This window comes from Bacteroides sp. 214 (genome assembly GCF_010501015.1).
Classification (GTDB): Bacteria; Bacteroidota; Bacteroidia; order Bacteroidales; family Bacteroidaceae; genus Bacteroides.
The window spans coordinates 8,283-31,326 of record NZ_QVML01000014.1 but is presented as its reverse complement, the minus strand read 5'-3'; the positions used below and the strand labels follow the sequence as shown (position 1 = coordinate 31,326).

The 23,044-nt window shown below is 42.2% G+C and carries 17 protein-coding genes, 1 tRNA gene and 1 pseudogene; 1 reads left to right on the top strand and 18 read right to left on the bottom strand.

Annotation, left to right across the window (positions count from 1 at the left end; all coding sequences use genetic code 11):
- Nucleotides 1–4: 4 nt before the first annotated feature.
- The 6 genes and pseudogenes from D0T50_RS10205 to D0T50_RS10180 form a co-directional block, all read right to left on the bottom strand.
- The gene (locus tag D0T50_RS10205; protein ID WP_163223431.1) at nucleotides 5–1,780 is read right to left on the bottom strand and encodes a DUF5115 domain-containing protein; all 1,776 of its coding nucleotides are present in this window, start codon (nucleotides 1,778–1,780) and stop codon (nucleotides 5–7) included.
- 30 nt (nucleotides 1,781–1,810) lie between these two features.
- Entirely contained in the window at nucleotides 1,811–2,974 is a 1,164-nt protein-coding gene (locus tag D0T50_RS10200) for a SusF/SusE family outer membrane protein (protein WP_163223430.1), read from the bottom strand.
- 35 nt (nucleotides 2,975–3,009) lie between these two features.
- On the bottom strand, nucleotides 3,010–4,575 hold the full coding sequence (locus D0T50_RS10195; protein ID WP_163223429.1) for a RagB/SusD family nutrient uptake outer membrane protein: 1,566 nt from the start codon (nucleotides 4,573–4,575) through the stop codon (nucleotides 3,010–3,012).
- 26 nt (nucleotides 4,576–4,601) lie between these two features.
- Nucleotides 4,602–7,590 (bottom strand): annotated as a pseudogene (locus D0T50_RS10190) (SusC/RagA family TonB-linked outer membrane protein).
- A gap of 116 nt (nucleotides 7,591–7,706) precedes the next feature.
- Complete coding sequence (locus tag D0T50_RS10185; RefSeq protein ID WP_163223428.1) at nucleotides 7,707–9,884, bottom strand: glycoside hydrolase family 97 protein; 2,178 nt, start codon at nucleotides 9,882–9,884, stop codon at nucleotides 7,707–7,709.
- 525 nt (nucleotides 9,885–10,409) lie between these two features.
- A complete protein-coding gene (locus tag D0T50_RS10180; protein WP_163223427.1) occupies nucleotides 10,410–11,270 on the bottom strand; it encodes a helix-turn-helix transcriptional regulator in 861 nt (286 codons plus the stop codon).
- 102 nt (nucleotides 11,271–11,372) lie between these two features.
- On the opposite strand from D0T50_RS10180, the gene D0T50_RS10175 reads away from it, so the two are divergent.
- Nucleotides 11,373–12,005 carry a phosphatase PAP2 family protein gene (locus D0T50_RS10175; RefSeq protein WP_163223426.1) on the top strand — a complete coding sequence of 211 codons (633 nt, stop codon included), beginning with the start codon at nucleotides 11,373–11,375 and terminating at the stop codon, nucleotides 12,003–12,005.
- Between the two features lie 4 nt (nucleotides 12,006–12,009).
- Here the strand turns inward: D0T50_RS10175 and D0T50_RS10170 are convergent, their stop codons facing one another.
- From D0T50_RS10170 to D0T50_RS10115, 12 genes are all read right to left on the bottom strand, one after another.
- Nucleotides 12,010–13,575: a S41 family peptidase gene (locus tag D0T50_RS10170; RefSeq protein WP_239058250.1), complete on the bottom strand. Its 1,566-nt coding sequence runs from the start codon at nucleotides 13,573–13,575 to the stop codon at nucleotides 12,010–12,012.
- Between the two features lie 76 nt (nucleotides 13,576–13,651).
- The gene (coaD, locus tag D0T50_RS10165) at nucleotides 13,652–14,104 is read right to left on the bottom strand and encodes a pantetheine-phosphate adenylyltransferase (protein ID WP_163223424.1); all 453 of its coding nucleotides are present in this window, start codon (nucleotides 14,102–14,104) and stop codon (nucleotides 13,652–13,654) included.
- The gene (locus tag D0T50_RS10160; protein ID WP_163223423.1) at nucleotides 14,101–15,963 is read right to left on the bottom strand and encodes a DNA topoisomerase IV subunit B; all 1,863 of its coding nucleotides are present in this window, start codon (nucleotides 15,961–15,963) and stop codon (nucleotides 14,101–14,103) included. Before D0T50_RS10160 ends, coaD begins: the two co-directional genes overlap by 4 nt.
- A gap of 11 nt (nucleotides 15,964–15,974) precedes the next feature.
- Nucleotides 15,975–17,111 (bottom strand): N-acetyltransferase, encoded by a 1,137-nt coding sequence (locus D0T50_RS10155; RefSeq protein WP_163223422.1) that lies wholly within the window; start codon nucleotides 17,109–17,111, stop codon nucleotides 15,975–15,977.
- A gap of 94 nt (nucleotides 17,112–17,205) precedes the next feature.
- Complete coding sequence (locus D0T50_RS10150; RefSeq protein WP_163223421.1) at nucleotides 17,206–18,159, bottom strand: calcium/sodium antiporter; 954 nt, start codon at nucleotides 18,157–18,159, stop codon at nucleotides 17,206–17,208.
- A gap of 22 nt (nucleotides 18,160–18,181) precedes the next feature.
- Nucleotides 18,182–19,351 carry a class I SAM-dependent methyltransferase gene (locus D0T50_RS10145; protein ID WP_163223420.1) on the bottom strand — a complete coding sequence of 390 codons (1,170 nt, stop codon included), beginning with the start codon at nucleotides 19,349–19,351 and terminating at the stop codon, nucleotides 18,182–18,184.
- Nucleotides 19,352–19,416: 65 nt separating this feature from the next.
- Nucleotides 19,417–19,490 (bottom strand) — tRNA-Ile (locus tag D0T50_RS10140).
- 59 nt (nucleotides 19,491–19,549) lie between these two features.
- A complete protein-coding gene (locus tag D0T50_RS10135) occupies nucleotides 19,550–19,861 on the bottom strand; it encodes a DUF4491 family protein (protein ID WP_163223419.1) in 312 nt (103 codons plus the stop codon).
- A 12-nt stretch (nucleotides 19,862–19,873) separates the two neighbouring features.
- Nucleotides 19,874–20,332: an Lrp/AsnC family transcriptional regulator gene (locus D0T50_RS10130; protein ID WP_163223418.1), complete on the bottom strand. Its 459-nt coding sequence runs from the start codon at nucleotides 20,330–20,332 to the stop codon at nucleotides 19,874–19,876.
- A gap of 153 nt (nucleotides 20,333–20,485) precedes the next feature.
- Nucleotides 20,486–21,361 (bottom strand): FKBP-type peptidyl-prolyl cis-trans isomerase, encoded by an 876-nt coding sequence (locus tag D0T50_RS10125; protein ID WP_163223417.1) that lies wholly within the window; start codon nucleotides 21,359–21,361, stop codon nucleotides 20,486–20,488.
- Between the two features lie 22 nt (nucleotides 21,362–21,383).
- The gene (locus D0T50_RS10120) at nucleotides 21,384–21,968 is read right to left on the bottom strand and encodes an FKBP-type peptidyl-prolyl cis-trans isomerase (RefSeq protein ID WP_163223416.1); all 585 of its coding nucleotides are present in this window, start codon (nucleotides 21,966–21,968) and stop codon (nucleotides 21,384–21,386) included.
- Nucleotides 21,969–22,570: 602 nt separating this feature from the next.
- A partial coding sequence (locus tag D0T50_RS10115; RefSeq protein WP_203558222.1) for a fibrobacter succinogenes major paralogous domain-containing protein occupies nucleotides 22,571–23,044 on the bottom strand: 474 nt, incomplete at its 5' end.

Sequence of the window (23,044 nt, the reverse complement as noted above, 5' to 3'; positions counted from 1 at the left end):
AGAATTAATTTTTCACAACAGTTGCTTTATATACTTTCGGGTTGCTGAGGTCTAATGTTACCACATACTCGCCCTCTTCACTTACCTTGATATTGTCGCCACCATAACTAAGATTATTCAGGTCGCCACCCAAGTTGATGTCCCAGCCATTGTTAGCGCGGAACTTATATTCCTTGCCTGCCAAAAGCGTGGTAGTTACCGTCCACTTGTCATCCGCATAGGTCATCTCTGTAGAATTGTCCCACGCTCCCGGTGTGGCATCGCCAATCAGTCCCCATGTGGTTGCTGTCATTGTATAGGTGGGGGTAGCACCCGTCAGATTTACATCTATTTTGTAGTAACCTGCATCGGTCACGGTAATGTCTCCTCCCGAAGAAGAAAGGGTACCATCACCGGCATCTCCGTAGTGTGTTCCGCTATCCCATGTTGGTTCGGTAATAATCTTAAACCCGTTGCCGGCATCCATATAGATATACCCTTCGTACTTCATGTCGAAGTTGCGTGTGTAAAGTATAGGGGCTGTTGCAGGACTCCATCCTTGATGTCCGCCCGGCACATAGAGTTGAAGTGCCATTTCGCCAATCACTTCTACGGTATAGCTGTACTCCATCATGTTCAAGGTAACCTTTACCCAACCACTTTCCTTAATTAGCATTGCACCATCGGCCGTTGGGCTAAGTGTGCCACTCAATGAAGGATCGTCATTTACTGCAGTAGCCAACAGGCCGCCCCACATATCGGAGATTTCGCCATTATTGAGTGCTGTAACGGTAGATTGCGGTACAACTTTCCAATAACAGTCACCCGGTGATTCAAACAGGAGGGTAAAGTATGGATCTTCTACCACATCTTTGCCACTGTGTTCAAATTGAAGCAAAGTAGAAGCATCAGAACCATCCCAGCCAGACATTGTACCTATCATGTAGTAAGCCGATTCGGGTAAGTTATCGCCCAAACGATCAATCTTATACGTGTACTCCATCATGTTGAGTGTGATGCGGTATAATCCCGATTCCAGAATTTGCATAGCTTGCGCATCGGCAATAATCAAATCACCCTCTACGGCATCATTACCATCAATAGGATTTCCTAATACACCGTCCCACGAAGCCGCTACTTTGCTTGACTCGGGAACAATCTTGAAATAAGCAGGCTCTTCCAGGAAGATTACTCTTGTAAAGACCGGATCGTCATAAACATCCTTTCCGCTATGGGTAAATTTGTAATCTTCCAAGTCGCCAATCGCCCACTTGTTCATATCGCCAATCAGGTAGTATGCCGACTCAATGACCGGTGCTTGTGGTATGGCTTTAATAACCATGGTGTTGGAGCGAGCCAACGAAGCTTGTCCGGCAGGTGTCTTTACATACGCATCAATACGAATATTCACATCACGCGCTTCGGGGCGTTTTCCAAAGAGAGCGGTAACCGCCTCTTGCAAATCTGCTTGTGCCATAAACAACGTACTACCATCTGCTGTAAGGGTATAAATTGTTTTACTGCCAAATTCGGCATCTTTGTCCAGATACACCTCGTAGTCTACTGTATTTCCTTCTTCAATGGCCAACGATGTTTGCGTGGCTATCTCTATTGACTCGGCTGCGGTAGCCAAGTCAATAGTGTTACTCGTTGCAGTAGCCTGAAAAGAGATGCTTACGGCAGGCTCTGCCTCATTGGATTGGGGATCAGCCCAATCTTTGAAGTCTTCATCACACGCTGTAAATACTACTGCGGCAAGAAGGGAGAGGATATATAATGATATTTTTTTCATTGTATTCATATTACTAAGTTAATACTAATTGCCTATGTACTATTTAATACTACCTGTGCCTGCGGTAAAGTTAAAGTAAAGATGTTCGCCGATAGAACCCGCTACGCGATCTTGGTCACCTCCGGTTCCACGATACTCTATTACACCATCAAACACCATGAATTCAGTGTGCCACCATTCGTGTCCTTCCAGAACAACACAAGCGCGTATACCATCATCATTATCGCCCGAAGGAGCACCTGTAAAGGCAGGTGAAACAAACTCGCCATCGCCCGTAGCCGGTACGGTAAATATGTTGGTGGTTCCTACACCCCAAGTACCACCGGAAGCAGTTCCGCACAGATACACATTAGGTTCAAAGAAATCTACCGTATAAACAAATTTACGAGCTTGCTCGGTAACTGTTACTACAACAATGTACCAACCACCATTTGTTATCTTTATATTGCCATCTTTATCTTCAATTCCCGCGTATGTCTTATCGGGGAAGATGGTATTGGCGTAACCAAAATCTCCGCCGTCCCAGTCTTGCGCACTGTTGAACTTAATTTCGGCATCGGCATCCAAATAAACAACTCTCCAGAACTTACCTTGCGTGCCGTAAACCGGAACCATATCGTAAGCGTTGTTCCAGTTCCAACCATTGATACTTCCTATTATGTACATATCGGTTGGCATTTCCAACGGACTAAGCGCATAGTACGCCTGTACATGAGGAAGTTCGATAATATTCGACAAAATTGGCTTCATACCGTTTGTCAAAGCTGCATTCAGTCGGACATATACTTTAACAGGGTCGGCATACGCTGCATTGAAATCTTCTTCGTCTTCGGCACCTGATAACTCAACAATTGCAGTGGCTATTTCGAGCGCGTGTACATCCATGCGAGCCGAATTGTACATTGTTGCCAATGTTTTGTAGGTAGCCGCGACATCATCGCCCGAGGCTTCGTTAAATTCTCCCGTTAATGAAATTTGCACAGAGTAATTTACTGCAAGTGGAAATCCATAGTTGGGCTGTGTGCAGGTCAACTCAATTGTTTTTGAATGTTTCAAATCATAAACAGTAGAAGCATATGCCGGCACATTCAAGACAAATTCGGTTGGATCCGTCAAAGTTGGGTTGCTGTCATTGTCTGACTCACAAGCCGTGATAAACACCAGACAAAGCACCATTGACATTATTATATGTATCTTTTTCATATTATTCTGTTCTCTAAGTGTTATTAATACGTTTATCAATAGCCCGGATTCTGAACAAGGTTACTGTTCACTACTAAGTCGGAAACCGGAATAGGATAAAGGTTGTAGTTTGTATTCACTCCCGTGCCAGCGGCTACTCCGCCTTTCCAATCCCATAAGTATGAACTGGAAGTAAAGTATCCGTAGCGCACCAGGTCTGTACGTCTATTTCCTTCGGCATACAATTCGCGCGAACGTTCGTCCAGCAGATTTTCTAATGTAAGAATAGCGAGTCTGTTAGCGTTTGCACGGTCGCGCAATGTATTAACAGCCTCAAGTGCTTCGGTTGCCGAACCACCACTACGCAATAATGCTTCTGCATACGTCAGATAGGCTTCACCTAAGCGGAAGAAAGGTACGTCGGTATCTGTCCATTGTGTATGGCTGGTTGCGCCACCATCCGAACGAACATTAGTCCACTTAGCGATAGAAAGACCTTCTTTGAAAGTTCCCGGTTTAGTAATATCCAGTGTACGGTCCTCGCCTGCATAGAATAAAGCGCGGTCGTCACTGGCAGCAACTACCATTTCGGCTTCCGTAGCATCCATCGGTGCGTTTCCGTTAGGGAAGAATTTATTGATTAAGGCACGACGGGCACGAACTCCTCCCCAGCCTTCGGATGTACCCCAAGGAGTCATTCCTTCGGTGTGTGTAGCAGCAATAACAAACAATGACCCACCATACGAACGAATTTTATCGCCATCCTGACGGATAGGAAGGATAATTTCCTGCATCGCTTTGCTGTTCTTGTCGTTATCGGCCATGAAGAGCTGAGCGTAATCGGGACAAAGCTCATAGCTTGAGCCAATTACTTTTTTCGCGTAATCGGCTGCATCTGTCCAACGAGCAGTTCCGGTATAAACTTCTGCATTAAGGTATATACGCGATAAAAGGAACCATGCCGCCACTTTATCCGCTCTTCCGAATGGAGCTTGACGAGCATCATACATATCATCGACAATAGCTCCCAGCTCGGTTTCGAGGTAATTAAACAGATCGGCACGTTTTATTTGTTGTGGAGGATCTGTAGATACAACTTCCGAGAAAGGAATGTTTCCGAACAAATCCATCAGGTAATAGAGATTTAACGCACGGATAAAACGCACTTCGGCACGTTGTCTGGTGGTAGCTTCATCTTCCATACCTTCTGTTTTTTCGAGGAAGTGGTTACACAAAGTCACGTCATAGTTCAAGCGACCGTACAATCCTTCCAACTGCCCGTGCGAAGAACCCCAGTTCATCTGATACAATTCGGGGATACCGGGGTCATTCCAACCGCAAATTACTTCATCGGTAGGATACTCATTAGCAGTAAATATCAAACGATAGAAAGCTGATGTTCCTTCGTCGATACCTGCTACGTCGCCATTACCGGCAGGGCCTTCTTGTCCTGTAAGCCCCATAGTAGCGTATATCTTAGCGAACACTTCACTCTGAGAGAATTCCAAATCGACAGTAGGGTCAATCGGTTTTATGTTCAGCTCATTTACACACGATGTCATTCCAACAATCAGCACCATCAATGCCGCGGGAATAAATGATTTTATATATATCTTATTCATAAATAGATTCGTTTGGGGTTGAACAATTAGAATTGAAGACTTAATCCAAGCAAGTATGTTCTTGGGCGTGGATAGACGTTGTTATCAATACCGCCACTAACTTCGGGGTCGAGCCCGTCATATTTAGTAATTACAAACGGATTCTGAACAGTGAAATACAGACGTCCGTTAATACCGTTGTAAGCAGGCGACTTCAAAAGCGATTTGAAGGAGTAACCCAGTGTGATATTGTCACAACGCAAGAATGAGGCGTTCTGCACAAAATAGTCGGACATATAGTAATCGCCAACTCCTTGGAAACCCAGTTTAATTGCATCTACCGGACGATTCGTATAGAATCCGGAAGTTGACCACATGGCATTTGAACTAACATCGGCACGGTCGGCAAGTACATCATTATACACATAATTGTTGAGGCTGGCACGTAGTGCAAAACTGAAGTCCCACTCTTTGTAGGTCATCTTGGAAGTGAATCCCATTAGTACATCCGCTGCCGGTTTTTTATAGATATAACGGTCTGAATCATTGATTTGACCATCGCCATTGCGGTCTACGAACAAATTCTCTATTGGTTTGCCATTCTCGTCATACACTTGTTGGTATACATAGAACGAAGAGGCTGCATAACCTACCTTGTGAGCTTGTATGGTAGAGCCCGTACCCGGATTGATGCCACCGGTGGTTACATAATAGTCGTCACTATCGGCAGCCGTTAGTTTGGTAATTTTGTTTTTATTGTAAGCAATGTTGTAATCTACTTGCCACATAAAATCCTTCTTTACGATAGGTTTAGCACTTACTGTAAGCTCCAATCCTTGACTGAAGAAGCATGGTGTTGAAGTTTGTTCCGGCAGGAATTCTTACGGTACTCAACAAGTCTTTTGTTTTGCGGAAGTAGTAATCTACCGAACCGTTGATGCGGTTGTTTAAGAATCCAAAGTCCAAACCTACGTTATAGGTAGTCGTTTCTTCCCACTTCAGGTTACTGTTGTAAGCGTTGGGACGAGAAGTAGAAACAAATTCGTCGCCAAATTGATAGTAACCACCAATCACATTGTCAACGTACTGTGCCATATACGGGAAGTCGTCGCTACCAATATTTTGCTGACCGGTAATACCCCACCCTACACGTAATTTTAATTCGGATAGTACATCTACATTGCGCAAGAATGCTTCTTCCTTGATTTTCCAACCTGCACCTACCGAAGGGAATGTTCCCCAACGATTGCCATCGGCATCCGAGAAACGTGATGTTCCGTCCCAACGCATAGTAGCTGTGAGCAGATACTTATCAAGTAAACTGTAATTCACACGTCCAAAATAAGAAACCAACGAACTGTGGCGACCACCTCGCACATCATTCTTGTTGTGTGCTGCTTGTGTAGCAGGGCTTGTTCCCTGTCCCCAATTGTGCCATGTACGGTGAAAGTGTTGTTGTTCGGCACCTGCCATTACATCGATAGTTTGGATATCGAAGTTCTTCATGTATTGCAGATATGCATTACCATACAAGTTATATTTCCATTCTTCGGTTACACCATCCCATCCATAATAATGGTTGCCGTATGAATAAGGAGAAACGATAGTAGTTTGTCTTCCTTCGGAGTAATCTCCACCTAAGTTGGCATGTATGCGCAGGTCGGGGAAGAAGTGAAGTTTATAATCTACCTCAATATTTCCGATGAAACTGCTTGATTTTGCTTTGTCATTCCTTAAGTCCAACGTGGCAACCGGGTTTTGCGGAGCAAGTGAATTAGGACTTAACAACCAAGCGTTGTCTTTATAACTTGAGCTAACACCCCATTGGTAGTATCCACCAAAAACAGGAGTCGAATAATCGTGTACCGGACGGGTAGGATCCATTGTTGTCGCAGCACCAATAGCGCCATTGTCGGCATAACGGTTCTTTGCATACATCCCTTTCGCGCTGATATTGAACTTGAGATAATCATTAAAGAACGAAGGTGATAGATTTAGCGAAGCCGTATAGCGGTCGAACTCGGATGTTTTAACCACCCCTTCCTGACTGGTATAGCCCAATGAAAGACGATAAGGCATATTCTTCAAACCACCCGAAACGGTAACATTGTGTTCGTGGCTTACAGCCGTCTGGTATATTTCATCTTGCCAATCGGTATTCGCTGTTCCCAATTGATAAGGTAGATTATCGGCTCCGTATAGTGCGGTTACATATTCGCGGTATTCATCACCGTTCATTACATCGAGTTTAGAACGAATTGTTCCTATTGACAGATGTCCGTTATAGGCAACTTTAGCACTTGCACCTGCCGTGCCTTTTTTCGTTGTAATAATGATTACCCCATTGGAAGCGCGCGAACCGTAGATGGCTGTTGCCGAAGCATCTTTGAGTACGGTCATGCTTTCAATGTCGTTGGGGTTAATCATTGCCAGTCCGTTTGACATACCTTTAACACCGTCATTGTCGAGTGTCAGCCCATCTACTACAATCAAAGGATCGTTTGATGCGTTCAGTGAAGATCCACCACGAATACGAATCGTTGCCGCTCCACCGGGTGTTCCGCCACCACTGATAACGCTTACGCCGGCAAGCTTACCCATCATCATATCCTGGGCGCTTGTGGTAATACCTTTACTCATTTCATCGGGTTTCATGGCTGTTACCGAACCGGTAGCGTCACTCTTCTTTACCACGCCGTAACCTATAATCACAGCTTCTTGCAGCAGAATGGTATCATCTTGCAACGTCACGGTAACATTTGGGGCAGCTTTCAACTCTACCGGTTTGTAACCAATGAACGTTACTAAAATAGTTGCGTCTTCAGGAACTTGCAGCGTAAAGTTCCCGTTAAGGTCGGTTATAGTACCGTTTGTGGTACCTTTTACAACTACATTAGCGCCAATAACAACATCACCATAGGAATCTTTTACAATCCCGCTCATAGTGATGTTTTGAGCATAGGCATCTAATGATAGGAACATTCCCAGCATCAATAGCAGGATTGTTTGATAGATATTAAGATTAACTTGCTTCATGCATTTAAAAATTAAAGTTAGCAATATTATGTTTTTAATCAGTGTGTTATCCTACAATCTTTTTACCTAAAAACTACTACTCGAAAACTAATTTAATCTAATCCTATTCTAATTTTTTATTGTATCTCTTTGATGGAAATAGCATAGCCACCGCCACTTACAGCGCTGATTGTCAGCTTACTTTTGCTCGTTATCCTTTTTTTAGAAACGGTGTACGCTTGCGGATTGTTCTGCCAATGGGCGTCTTTGGCATCGGCATAAATTGTAGCTTCGTACTTTTTACCCGGTTCCAAAAAGTCAAATACCAGTTTGGAAGTATGTCCGTTTTCATCGGCACTACAACCTACAAACCAATCGCCAGAACCTTTTGCTTTGCGGGCAATGGTAAGGTAGTCGCCCGGTTCGGATTCGAGGTAAACCGATTTTTCCCAATCCAATGCTACATCTTTAATAAATTGGAACGCATCCATAAACATCTCGTAATGTTCGGGAATATCTGCTGCCATTTGTAGCGGACTGTACATAGTAACATACAGTGCCAACTGGCGCGCCAGGGTGGTACGTGCTTGCGAACCGTTGTTAGGGTTCATTTTACTAATATGCGGTTCAAAGATACCGGGGGTATAATCCATTGGTCCACCAATAAGGCGAGTGAACGGAAGTATGGTGGTATGATCTACATTGTTGCCACCAAACGATTCGTATTCTGTGCCACGTGCCGATTCATTTCCAATCAGGTTAGGGTAGGTACGGCAAAGCCCGGTGGGACGTACTGCTTCGTGTGCATTGACCATAATTTTATACTCGGCTGCTTTTTCAACAGCATATTTGTAATGGTTTACCATCCACTGTCCGTAGTGGTGCTCGCCACGAGGAATAATATCACCCACATAACCACTCTTCACAGAGTTGTAACCATTGTCGACCATAAATTGATAGGCCTTGTCCATGTGGCGTTCATAATTGCGCACCGATGCAGAGGTTTCGTGGTGCATCATCATCTTCACACCTTTACTCTTGGCATAAGTGTTTATCTCTTTCACATCGAAGTCGGGATAAGGAGTCACAAAGTCAAAAACATAATCTTTGCTATGACCAAACCAGTCTTCCCAACCCTGATTCCAACCTTCTACCAACACCGCGTCGAATCCATGAGCAGAAGCAAAGTCAATATACCTTTTTACATTGGCTGTATTCGCAGAGTGTTTGCCGTTGGGTTTTGTCTTGGTATAATCGGTAATACCAAGTTTCACGCTGCTAACTTCGTCCGTATATGCCCAACTTCCCTTGTTGGTAATCATATCCCACCACACAGCAATGTACTTCACAGGCTTAATCCACGAGGTGTCTTCAATCTTGCAAGGTTCATTCAAGTTGAGTGTCATGCGCGAAGCCAGAATATCACGGGCATCATCGCTCACAATAACTGTACGCCATGGCGAAACACAAGGTGTCTGCAGATAACCTTTATCGCCACGTGCATCGGGGGTAAGCCACGATTCAAAGATGAGGTTCTTATCATCGAGGTTCAGATGCATACAGGCGTATTCTACCAATGCGGCTTCGTGCAAATTGATGTAGAGTCCGTCATCCGACTTCATCATCAATGCTGTTTGCACACCTGTCATAGAAAAAGGAGTCTGCGAGGAATTGGGTGTTACAGCTTGTTTCATCAATCCACGAATTTCAGACAAGCGCGAAGTGGTATAGTCATACTCTTGCGTGTCGTAATCGCCCGCTAGCCAATGTGCGGTATGATTGCCTGCCATGGCAAACTGCGAACGCTCCTCTTTTACAACGAAGTAATTAAGATTTTTTTGTTGTGGAAAGTCATAGCGAAATGCTAAACCATCGTCGAACAAACGAAAGATAATCGTTATGCTTCGTTCGTTCATCGGCTGGTTGAGCGTAACGCTTAGTTCGTTGTAGTGGTTGCGTATGTGGCTTTCTTCTCCCCATACCGGCTCCCACGTTTCATCGAAGGTGCTTGTTTTGGTCGTTTCAATCACGAAACCGTTGTACAGATTTGTCTTCCTGTCCAGACTTTCAATGTCTGTTCGTTTGTTAAACTCAAAGTCTACTGCCGCATCAGCATCTTCTTTCTTCAGTTCCAGTCCAAGTTTGCTGGGTTTAATCACAGGTTTCTCCTTATAAAAGAGTTCGTACGTGGGAGCTCCTTCTGCATTCAGATAAAAATTCATCCGGAAATTTTCATTTGGCGAAGTAAGCTTCTGTGCATTCATCCCTACGGAGAAACAACTCATTAAAAAGAACAAGGTTATTAGTTTCTTCATAATCCTTACATTTGTTTTTCGATATTAAATTAATGTAGGCAAATTAAGACTGTTTTTGAGGCGAAGTCAAATGGAAATAGATGAAAAGTAGATTGTTAAAACAGATAAGTCATTGAATAACAAATAGTTCATTGATTTTATACAGGAGTAAATAGTAGACTGCAAAGAGGTAAAATCAGGTTTGCTTTTATGGGTATGTATAAAAAACAATCACCACACAATAGAATAAAAGCAGTTATCCTTCACCCTTCATTTTTTTGATTAAACAATTGATTATTAACATTGAAAGGGTGAATGCAATGCTTATTCACTCGGATAAGGATAAGTTATAACTATAACTCCTGAAGTTATCGCGATAAAGCATTGCATTAATAGAATTAAGTGATGAGTTCCATAAGCAATCGGTGCGGATACTATAAGCATCCGAGGTGAATACCATAAGCAATCAGTGCGGATGCTATAAGCAAATGCCCCGAATGCTTATGGCTTTCGGGGCAAGAAGTATAAGAAAATTGTAGCTCTTTTTTAAGTGATAATTTCTCCTTTAGCAGCGCGGTTGCGCAACGCGCGTGGCGAATCGCCAAAAGAGGATTTGCAGAAATGTGCAAAGTGCGACAATGAATCAAACCCATAACGTTGGCTGATTGCTGTTACTCTGTCCTTGGTATGTTGCAAATCGTGTAGGATTCCTTCACGTTTCTTATTCAAAATCCATTCGTAAACCGGTTCTCCATACATATTTCGGAACAACCTGCGGAATGTAGTTGTGGCATATCCACCCAAATGCGCAAAATCTTCCACAGTCTTAACTTTGTCATAATTTTGCATGACGAAATAATGGAAACTCTCGGTATATCTACTAATAGGATAGAAGAATATACTAAGCTGCGGAAGCGGATAATAACAAGTAAGCAGGTATATCAGCTCCTGGCACTTTAGTTCTATAAATTTACCACATGGAATCTGATCTTCGAGATAGTCGGTCATCTGATTCAAGAAATTCGTAATACATGGAAGTGCTACGAGTGGAGTATACGTAAGTGGTGGCTCGGATATTTCCAAAACCTTTTGGTATCTTATGTCGCAAATTTGCGGCAACTCATTAAACCAATATATAACGTATTCGACAGGTGTTAATGCTAAAAGCTCTACTTTAGAACCAATAGCCTGAAGTACAAATTGCCCGTTACGTAAAATCATACCGGGATACTCTTCGCTATTAATCAAGAGCTCGCCTTTTATCATAAAAAGCATGCAGTTCTGTGTACATTTATCGGGTGGGGAATGAAACCCTTTCAGCTCTTTATAATGAACCAACATTCCCTCCGCCGCTTTTGGACACTGTGAGCAATCTGTCAATCTTCTGCAACGTTCATCTTTTGCCATTGATGCGATAGTTGAATTTTAATAGCAAAGATATAAGTTTTTTGCGAAAACTTGCCTATTTTCCTATATCTTTGTGCAAGTAAGACAATTTTAGGTCAAAATATGCAAAAGATACTCTTCATTCTCTGTTTTCTGCCAACAATTTTCGTCTCTTCCCAAAATTGGGATATCAATACGTTGAAGAAGATTAACAATTGGGATAACGGCTTTATACGCAATTCCAGCAAGGTTCTTTCATCCACAACCCCTTATGTCGCCATCGGTGTTCCTGCGGTTATGGCTATTTATGGTGGAATTGTAAAAAATGAACCATTGTTAAAGAATGCCCTATATGTGGGCAGTAGTGTTTTTGAAGCTATTGTGCTAACGTATAGCATGAAATATATGATTGACAGGGAACGTCCTTTCGAAAAATATCCCGATAAGATAGACCCACGCCACCGTCCATCAAGTTCTTCTTTTCCTTCGGCACATACGGCTATGGCGTTTTCGCTGGCTACTTCATTGAGCATTAAATATCCTAAATGGTATGTCATTGCTCCCTCTGCCACTTGGGCGTGTGCGGTAGGAATTGCACGTTTGAATGATGGGGTACATTATCCTTCGGATGTGATTGCCGGAGCAGTTGTAGGAGCCGGATGCGCAGTAGTAAATATCTACATTAACCACTGGATGCAAACATGGCTGTTTCCCCAAAAGAAAACAGCCACGAATAATATTGTTGCCTGGTATTGATTCTTTATTCTTTCAATAGCTTCTCATATTCGCCATTGCTGAACAGTCTTAAAGCCTGTTGCACGCTTTCATTCCGCTCATTCCATATCTGGAAATACTCATTCATATCCCATAAGTTGCGCGCTACCAACGCCTTCAACTGAATTTTAATAAGCGGAAGTGATCTGTTGTACTCTTCTTCGTTGAACTCAATACCGGTATCGGTTGCTTTGGCAATCATGACCGATAGCAGTTCGTCGCCCACCACAAACTTGTCGTTAAACGAGCTGAAGTTTTTATATTTATTCAGAAGCTCTGCGCGATGATCTTCTATATACTTCATGGTTGTTTGGATGATTACGCCTTTAGCTGCCATTTGCACATGATAGTTGGAATATCCGGTAGTATCAATAGGAACAAAATAATCGGGCATAATACCTCCTCCCCCATAAACGATACGCTCTTTGTTCTTCGTTTTATATTTTAATGAATCGGGGAAGTGAATACTATCCGCACTGGTCATTTCACCATGATTGTAGCGTTCTATCAGGTCGCGATTGTAGTTCTTTATATTCTCTTCGGCATCTTCCGATGTTTCGTATGGTTTTTGTATACTTCTTCCCGCAGGGGTATAGTAACGAGCTACGGTAAGACGAATCATCGAGCCATCGGGCAAGTCAATAGGACGTTGCACCAATCCTTTGCCAAATGTGCGGCGACCTACAATCACTCCTCTATCCCAGTCTTGCACGGCACCACTCACAATTTCACTTGCCGAGGCAGAATACTCATCTACCAGGACAATGAGTTTCCCTTTTCTGAAACTTCCGGTTCCTTTCGCAAAGAATTCGCTACGTTGTTCTCGTCTACCTTCGGTATATACAATCAAAGATTTCTGTGGAAGGAATTCATTAGCCATGTCGATAGATGCATTTAAGTAACCACCACCGTTACCTTGCAGGTCAAGAATTAAGTCTTTCATCCCTTTCTTTTGCAACTCCTTGAGTGCCGTTGAAAACTCCTCGGCAGAAGTTGCGCTAAAACGATTCATGCGTATATATCCAACCTTTGGTCGAATCATATAGCTGGCATCCATGCTGTAAATAGGAATTTTATCGCGCGTAACAGTAAAGAGTAACGGTTCATTGATTCCTCTACGTATAATAGTAAGATTTACTTTTGTGTTTTTGGGGCCTCGCAGACGCTTCATGATATCTTCAGTGCTCATTTTTACACCAGCAATGGCACTATCGTTTACAGCAACAATACGGTCGCCGGTTAAGATACCTACTTTCTCGGAAGGACCATTGGTTACAGGCTGCACCACCAGCAGTGTATCTTCAATCATATTGAATTGCACACCAATACCTTCGAAATTACCCGTAAGCGGTTCAGACATTTTCTTCACTTCCTCAGGATTGGAATAGGTAGAGTGCGGGTCGAGCTGCGCCAACATTTTGATAATAGCCTCTTCTACCAGTTTGCTCTGATTTACGCTATCAACATATAAATTAGTAATGGCAAACTCTGCCAACTGAAGTTTACGCGAGGCTACACTCCCAAAGTTCTGTGATTGCAGGCTACCCCCCATTAAAGAGATGCAAAAAAGCAGTACGATTTTTGAAAAAAGAGAAAAGGTAAGTATTTTCTTATTCATGTTATATCTATTATAACTTCATTCCCTCAGGAAGAAATTGGCTTATATCTTTGTTGTAAGTAAGTAATTCTCTTACAATAGTAGAGCTTATGCAGCTAAGTTCGGGTTCGGTAAACAATAGGATAGTCTCAATTCCAGAGAGTCTTCTGTTGATATCGGCAATGGTTTCTTCGTACTCAAAGTCTTTTACCGTACGAATTCCACGTATAATTAGTTGCACATCTATCTCTTTGGCAAAATCTACCGTCAAAGAATCGTATGCCACCACTCGAACACGTGGCTCATTGGCATACAGATTTTCTATCATCTCTAACCGTTTAGCCACCGGAAAATAAGATTGCTTATTTTCGTTGATGCCGATAGCAACAACAACTTCATCGATAAAAGTCAACGCACGACGTACTATCGAGTAGTGCCCTATCGTAAAAGGGTCGAATGTTCCGGGGAATAAGGCTCTTCTCATAACTTATCGAGGTCTGTTTCTATAACCAAATTATCTATAATAAAGTTTTGACGATCCATCGTATTCTTTCCCATATAGAACTCCAGCATCTCTTTTACCGAATCATTCTTGCGCAATTTCACTTGCTCCAAACGCATATCTTTGCCAATAAAATGCTTGAATTCATCAGGAGAAATCTCTCCCAATCCCTTAAAGCGGGTTATCTCCGGGTTAGGCCCTAATTCTTTTATCGCGCTCAACCGCTCTTCTTCGGTGTAACAATAGATGGTTTTCTTTTTGTTGCGTACACGGAATAAGGGTGTTTGCAATATATACACATGTCCCTTCTTTATTAAATCGGGAAAGAATTGCAAAAAGAACGTGATTAACAACAGGCGAATGTGCATACCATCCACATCCGCATCGGTTGCAGCAATTACCTTATTATATCGTAGCCCTTCAATGCCATCTTCAATATTCAGCGCAGCTTGCAACAGGTTAAATTCTTCATTTTCATAAACCACCTTCTTGGTAAGTCCAAACGAATTCAGTGGCTTACCACGCAAGCTAAACACAGCTTGTGTCGTTACATCACGACTTTTAGTGATAGAACCACTTGCCGAGTCGCCCTCAGTAATAAAGATACAGGACTCTTCTTGTTTATCTCCTTTGGCATCATTCAGGTGTATGCGACAATCGCGCAGCTTACGATTATGCAGATTTGCCTTTTTAGCACGTTCGCGCGCTAACTTGGTTACGCCTGCAATGGCTTTGCGTTCTTTCTCAGACTCTTGCACCTTCTGCAACATGATTTCGGAGGTTTCGTGATTGATGTGCAAGAAATTGTCCAGTTCTTTTTTCACAAAATCGCCGATAAACTTAGCTACCGAAGGCCCTTCCGGCCCCATATCTTTAGATCCTAACTTGGTTTTGGTTTGCGATTCAAAGACAGGCTCCTCTACCTTAATACTAATAGCACCAACCATACCACTACGGATATCAGCATATTCAAAATTCTTGGCATAGTACTCCTTAATAGTACGGCTTACCGCTTCGCGAAATGCTGTGAGGTGTGTACCTCCCTGTGTAGTGTGTTGCCCGTTAACAAACGAGTAGTACTCCTCGCCATATTGGTGAGTATGGGTCAGCACCATTTCAATGTCTTCGCCTTTCAGATGAATAATAGGATAAAGTGCGTCGGTAGTCATGTTTTCGTTGAGCAAATCCACTAATCCGTTGCGCGAATGAAAACGTTTTCCGTTGAGTACAATCACCAGTCCGGAGTTGAGGAATACATAATTCTTCAACAATGGTTCGATATGTTCGGTGAGGTATTTATAGTCTTTAAAGATTGTATCATCGGGTATAAACTCGATGTAGGTTCCGCTTGTTCCTTCGGCATCGGCAGGGACAATATCGGTTTCATTAACCAACTCGCCACATTCAAATGTGGCACTTTTCATTTCGCCATCGCGAAAGCTGGCAATATGAAAATAAGAAGAGAGCGCGTTAACCGCTTTGATACCTACTCCGTTCAGTCCTACCGATTTTTTGAAAGCTTTCGAATCGTACTTACCACCCGTATTCATCTTTGAAGCTACATCGACAAGCTTTCCTAAAGGAACGCCACGTCCGTGGTCTCTTACAGTTACTTTTCCATCCAACACAGTAACCTCTATTATTTTCCCGAATCCCATCATGTACTCATCAATAGAGTTATCCATTACCTCTTTGAGTAGCACATAGATACCATCATCGGCATACGTGCCATCGCCCAATTTACCAATGTACATACCGGGACGGCGACGGATATGTTCTTTCCAGTCGAGGGTTTTGATGTTGTCCTCGTTGTAAATTACTTCCTGTGTTTTTTCTTCCATATTCAAGGGGGTTAATCTATTCTTTTTGTGAAGGCGCGACGGCGTTTGTGCTGCTCTGTTTTGAAGTATTCCCATTGGGCTTGTACCTTCTCGTTTATTTCCAGTTCGGGGTTGCTTTCAGCATATTCAAATCCCAACTGTTGATATACAGGAATCAAATCGGAGAAGAGCAGCGCGTTCACACCTTTGTTCTGATACTCGGGCTTCACTGCCACAATTAGCAAATCTAATACTTTCGAGCGCTTTTTCATATAGAGTGCCTTAAGTAGGTAATACCAACCAAACGGCAATAATTTTCCTTTCGCTTTTTGTAATGCTTCTGCCATAGAGGGCATGGATACACCCACGGCAACCAGTTTTCCTTCGGCATCGGTAACGAGTGTTACCATTCGGAGGTCTAACACAGGAAGATAAGTTTTGATATACAGCTCTATCTGTTTCTGCGTCAGGGGCGAAAACCCATAAAGTACCTGATAAGCTTCATTCATCAAATCGAAAATAGCCTGTCCGTACTCTTGTGCAATCTTCTTGCCCGAGGTATATTTCTTTATTTGTAGATTATATTTTTGTTGGATAAGTTTAGAGATACGCTGGTGCTTGTCAGGAATAGCATCGGGAATATAAATTTTATATTCCACCCAATCAGCATCCTTTTCAAAACCAAGCTTCTCCAAATGCTGCGGATAGTAAGGGAAATTATAGGTTGTAGACATGGTGCTCAATTGGTCAAAACCGTCTATCAGCATCCCTTCGGCATCAAGATCGGTGAATCCCATCGGGCCTTGAACTTCTTCCATCCCTTTTGATTTGCCCCATTCTTCAACCGCATTCAATAGTGCGGCAGATACCTCAATGTCGTCAACAAAGTCAATCCAACCAAAACGCACATTCTTTTTCTCCCAGATTTCATTGGCACGCTTGTTGATAATAGCCGCAACACGCCCCACCAATTTCCCGTCTTTATAGGCTAAGAAATATTCGGCTTCGCAGAAATCAAATGCAGGATTCTTATCTTTGGAGTATGTATTGAGCATATCTGCATATAAATCGGGCACAGAGTATGCGTTTTCTTTGTATAACTCGTAATTAAATCGGATAAAGCTCTTTAGTTGTTTCTTTGTCGAAACCCTTTCGATTGTAATGGACATATCTGATAATGTATATATTAACTGCAAATATAAATGTTTATCTTGAATTTCCTTTCTCACCTTTCGGAAAAAGGTAAAGATTAAAAAGGCTGGATTAAATCATATATATCAACATAAGTGTATAAGCGATGTAAAACAGAACAAGCACAATACCTTCGATGCGTGTAATGGTGCGTTTCTTGAAGAAAAGTCCAAAGAACCAGAGCAATACACCCGAAGCAATCAACATGATTAAATCGAAGTTAGTAATGTTTCCAACGCTCATTGGCGTAATGGTGGCACTTGCCCCCAACACAAAAAACACGTTAAACAGGTTACTGCCAATAGCATTACCAATGGCCATCTCGGGATTCTTCTTCAGTGCTGCAGTAATGGATGTTGCCAACTCAGGTAAGGAAGTTCCTCCTGCCACCAACGTAAGTCCAATAATAGATTCGCTCACACCAAAATTCCGGGCAATACCGCAAGCACCATCAACAAACCATTGTCCGCCAAGAATTAACCCTGCCAAGCCGCCAATAATATACGAAACAGACTTCCATAAGGGCATTTGCTTTATTTCTCCTTCACCGTTTTGGTTGCCACCCGAGGCTATGGCAAAGGTATAACCAATGAATATAGCGAAGAAACAGAGCAAGATTAATCCATCTCCTCTTGATATAGTGTTCTCTGCTCCTTTGTTGAGGATTATATCGTTGGCACAAATAAGCAACACAATGGAAGATAGTATCGCAAGTGGAATTTCTTTTTTGAGTGTATTCTTAGTAATGACAATAGGCGCTACAATAGCAGTAACCCCTACAATCATCAACGTATTGAAGATGTTGCTCCCTACTACATTACCGATGGCGATGTCCGAACTTCCTTTCAAAGCAGAAGAAACACTTACCGCAAGCTCGGGCGCGGACGTTCCAAAGGCAACAATCGTAAGTCCGATAACAATATCGGGAATGTCAAACTTTTTGGCAATTGCCGATCCACCATCGGTTAGCCCGTTGGCTCCTAATAGAATCAACAACAAACCGCCTATTAATAAAATGATATTCATTATTATCCTTTTCTTTAGTTGTTCAATTTACTTTCTCGCATACAACAATCACTCTCTTTTGACTGTTCAGTGTTGTTCCGAAAATATAATGATCTCCACCCTCCGTTAGCTTCAACTTTTTACGCAACTCGTTGGTGGTAAGTGGGAAATTGCGCGTAGCTATATTGGCTTTCTTTAGTTCGGATAACGACTTCTCTTTTACCGACGACACGGAAATAACAAGAAACACCCTCCCCGGAAAATCTTTTATCAATTTGTTTGATGTATATAAGTGACTACTTGGATGGAGTTTTTCAAGATTAAAACGACAAGCTACAGTTTTGAAGGCTCCTGCTTTCAAAATAGAGGCAGTGGGTTCATAAAGATATTCTTTTACATCGGAAGCATAGGCGCAGGTAGCCTCCCGCTCTTCTTTGTAGGTAAAAGCAAACGTCTGCCTACCCTCTTTGGTTATGTTGACACAGGTTACCGATTCGTTTTCGCATGGCTCTTGTTCCAATAACAACAATAACTCCTTACATTCATTTTGAACCGACACAACATGCACAGCAACTGTATGCGACAGCGTTTGCAATGCTGCCGCGATATCGAGCATTGGCGAAAGCTTAATAAGTACTCTCTTTGCTTTGGCTAACAGTGCATGCTCTAATGCACCGACATCGGGTTCACAATCGGCAACGCCGACTATTTTTCCTCCGTGAGTATCGCGACGAGCCGGATCTATATATATACAATCAGCAGGTAGCATCTGATCCAGAAAAGCTACGCTGTCTTGATTTACTATTGTTATATGATTCAACCCCAGCGTACGGAAATTTTGTTGTACCAGTTCCGCTAACTCTTTCTGCCTTTCTACATAATATATTTGTGCGAAATTGGCTGACAGAAACGCACAATCAACACCAAAGCCACCTGTTAAATCTACCAATGTATTTCCTTCAATCAAAGAGGCTTTATACCTTGCCGTTGCTTCCGACGAGCACTGTTCCAACGGAAGATGTGGTGGAAACAACAACTCATCAACCTTGCTCCAGGAAGGAATCTTCTTGGCAATGACTTGCTTTCCGGCTATTTGTGTAATAGCCTGCGACATATTTACCAACGGGAAATTCCGCGCTTTAAGCGCAAGTTTCCGTACGTCATCATGTTGATGCGCAATGATAAATGCTTTGGTTTCGTCGGAAAGTTCCATTTACAATAAATGAGAAAATAAATTAAAAGCCGCTACGTACTTCTACATAGCGGCTTTTATTGAGGTGGGCCATCTAGGGCTTGAACCTAGGACCTCCAGATTATGAGTCTGTTGCTCTAACCAACTGAGCTAAAAGCCCATTATTCTTTTGTGGGTACAAAGATAATACTTCAACCCGAATTATGCAAGAAGTTTATTTCAAAACTTATAATGGCGTTTAGGATTTTTTGGAAACCACCCTTTTTTTACGCGTTCTTCTTGCTCAAAAACCTCCTTTATAGTCCAAAAAGAGGAGAAAGCAAAAACACCGAGCAAAGAGGAAATCAAAATATCTGCCACGTACAATGACCCTGCTACACCAGCAATGCCTAAGATTAAGAAAATCCACCAGCATTTTGTACCCCAATAATACTCGGCTTTAACCACAACCGGGTGAAAAAAACCAATGATAATGAATGTACAAATACCTATTACAAGTCCAGACAGGTGATATTCATTCAAGAATTCCATCCGCTATTAGCGCTAAAGTCTTATTGGAATTTCTTTTTTAATGCTTTGCTCCAGCGATATGAGCGTTTCCGTTGCTGTTACACCCGAAATTTCTTGCATTTTATTGTTCAAAAGCTCCATTAAATGCTCGTTGTCGCGGGCGTAAACCTTTGTAAGCATTGTGTATGGACCTGTTGTGAAATGACACTCTACGATTTCCGGAATCTTCTCAAGCTCTGCCACTACGTTTTTATACATAGAGCCTTTCTCTAATTTGATACCTACGTATGTACAGGTTTTGTAGCCCAATGACTTTGGATTTACATCATATCCCGAACCCACAATTACGCCCATATCCATCAAACGTTGAACACGTTGGTGAATTGCCGCGCGTGAAACGCCACAGTCCGAGGCTACATCCTTAAAAGGAATACGAGCATTTTGGGTAATAATCTCTAAAATCTGTCTGTCGAGGTTGTCAATTTTTTCCATGATAATAATTCTTTTTATCAAATAGTAAGCAAATATATATCTTTATTTTAATTTTTCTTGTTTTGCACGAAGAAAAAACGTTAAAAAAGAAATTGACCGTAACATTGAGTTCAAAGTGTCAATGCTACGGTCAATTAACTATTTGTTGGCTTATCAATTTTCGTAACCTACAATTTCCATTTCAAAGATGAGTGTAGAGAAAGGCTTGATAACGTCTGAACGCATTTGCTCTTTATAAGCAAGTTCTTGTGGTACAAACAACTTCCATTTAGAACCTACAGGCATTAGCTTCAGGGCTTCTTTCCAACCCGGAATAACGTTACGAATATAAAACGAACCCGGTTCGGTTTTACCATTCTTGAAAGAGCTATCAAACTCAGTACCATCTATTAATGTACCTTTGTAGTGTAGCTTCACTTTTTTAGTGTCGTCCGTTGGTAATTCTCCCTTACCCTCTTCAAGTATCTGATATTGTAACCCGCTTTCGGTAGTCACAACACCTGCTTTGGTTTTATTTGCTTCCAGAAATTCTTCGCCGGCTTTTCTATTACCGCCATATCTTTCTTCGGCAGCTTGTTTAAGGGCACGACCAGTCAGAATAGCTACCTGCATCTGCACTTTGAACATCTCCATATTTGCCTTTCCTTCGAGTGAGGCAAGGAAACCTGCGAGCAGATTGTTTTTATTGAGCGTCAAAGCAGTATCTCCCTCAAACGTCTGTCTGTTCATTGCGTTGAGCCAGTTTCTAGCGGCATTCTGACCTATTTGTTGCCCCATAATATACGCATATTCTTTATCGCTACTGCTGGCGGCACCATCTTTGAATCCTTTAATGAATTCGCTCATATATGCCGTGTCTACCTGAAGGTCACCAATCAGATAACCTATAAACCCTTCACTCTGTGCCACTCCTTTAAAATAAGAGAGTGTGTCAATCGTGGTTTCAAATTTGGTCCTTGGTCCTCTTGCAGTACACGACACAAGGCAGGCCATTGCAACCACTGCTACAAATAAACTTACCTTTTTCATTTTTAATAAAAAGAATGATTAATTATAATACTTCTAAAAGTTCTACTTCAAAAATCAATGTAGTGTGTGGTGCTATTGTTTCGCCGGCACCTTGTGCTCCATAAGCCAAATCCGACGGGATGAATAATCTCCATTTAGAGCCTTCTGTCATCAGTTGCAATGCTTCTACCCAACCTTGAATAACTTGATTCACACCAAACACAGCTGGCTGTCCGCGTTGCACAGAGCTATCAAAAATAGTTCCATTTATCAATGTTCCTTCATAGTGGCATCTTACCTGATCGGTTGCTTTGGGTTTTTTGCCACTTCCTTCGCGGATAACTTCGTATTGTAGCCCGCTTGCCAATGTTTTTACTTCGGGACGCTTACCATTTTCTTCCAGAAACTCTTTTCCTTCCTGAATATTTCCTGCGCTCATCTTTTGCTCAAGATCAGCAAAAAACTCATTTACTATCTCGCGCGCCTCATGGTGAGAAATAGCTGTTTTGCTACCGTTGATAACGTCACTGATTGCTTGCGCAAAATCTTCTACCACAATACCTCTGGCACCCATTCCTAACAAATTTTGACCAATCCCAAGACCAATTGCATAACTGAATTTATCCATTGTTTTTTGTTTCTATACTAAATTGCTTTAGTCGTTTATACTATATAAGCTGCAAAAATAGAGGTTTTCTTTTTAATAACAAATGGGTTCGGGAGAGTTTCGACGCAGATAGGCTAAGGATGTTTTACAAAATAGGTCTTCACATTCACATATCGCTGTAAGTAAATGCTAGTGAGTAAGTTACGTGTGAAGACCCCTTGTTTTATCCTTCACAGCGTCTTCACAGGCAATTTTCCGACTGTTTTTGTACCAAGAAAACAGTCAGAAACGAGGTGAAAACCAGTCGAAAAAGGAGATTGCTTAAAAGTGTGTGTTGTCAGCCATAGTTTCATTGATTGTCAGCCTATGGCTCATGACCCGTCAACCATAGGCTCATGACCCGTCAGCCATAGGCAGATGGTGCGTCAGACTATGGCTCGTGGTCGGTCAGACTATGGCAGAATTAATTTCGCTATGGCTTTGTTGCCCAATCAAAAACACGACTAATTTAAGTGTGTCTTCACAAGTCAAAATCATGTTGAGAATAAATTCTCAACATGGTGAGAATTTGCTTAGTATTTGGATAAATCTGCGCCCTTTTGGATAAATTTGTGCGAACCTGTTCAAGGATCTATAAACCTACTCTTGTATTCTTTATCATCGTGAGACGCAGTTTTTGATTCATTGAAATCTTCTAAAATGCATCTCACATACAAACCATCTTCTTTGTTAAGTCCGACCATATAAGAATACGATAAAAGAAAACCACATACTGTATTTAGGTCCCACTTAAACAGGCTTGTTGTCCAATAACCTACGCCACTACCAAACCCCAAGAAGTGAGTTCGGGGGTTATAAATCAAGCTGTCATTGGTTATTATTGTGCTACCATTAGCATATCGCATACCTGTTGGTTCTGCTTTAAACCCATATACATCCTTTCCACCCATTGCAACCCAGCCTTTGCTTGCTAGTTTACTTATTCCACGCCAATCGGCTCCAATGGAATCTAGCAGTATAATAATATCCTTTGCTGTTGGAACTCTCCACCCATTAGGAGCAAGCCCACGCTTGTCTGTTACGGCATACCAGTTGTA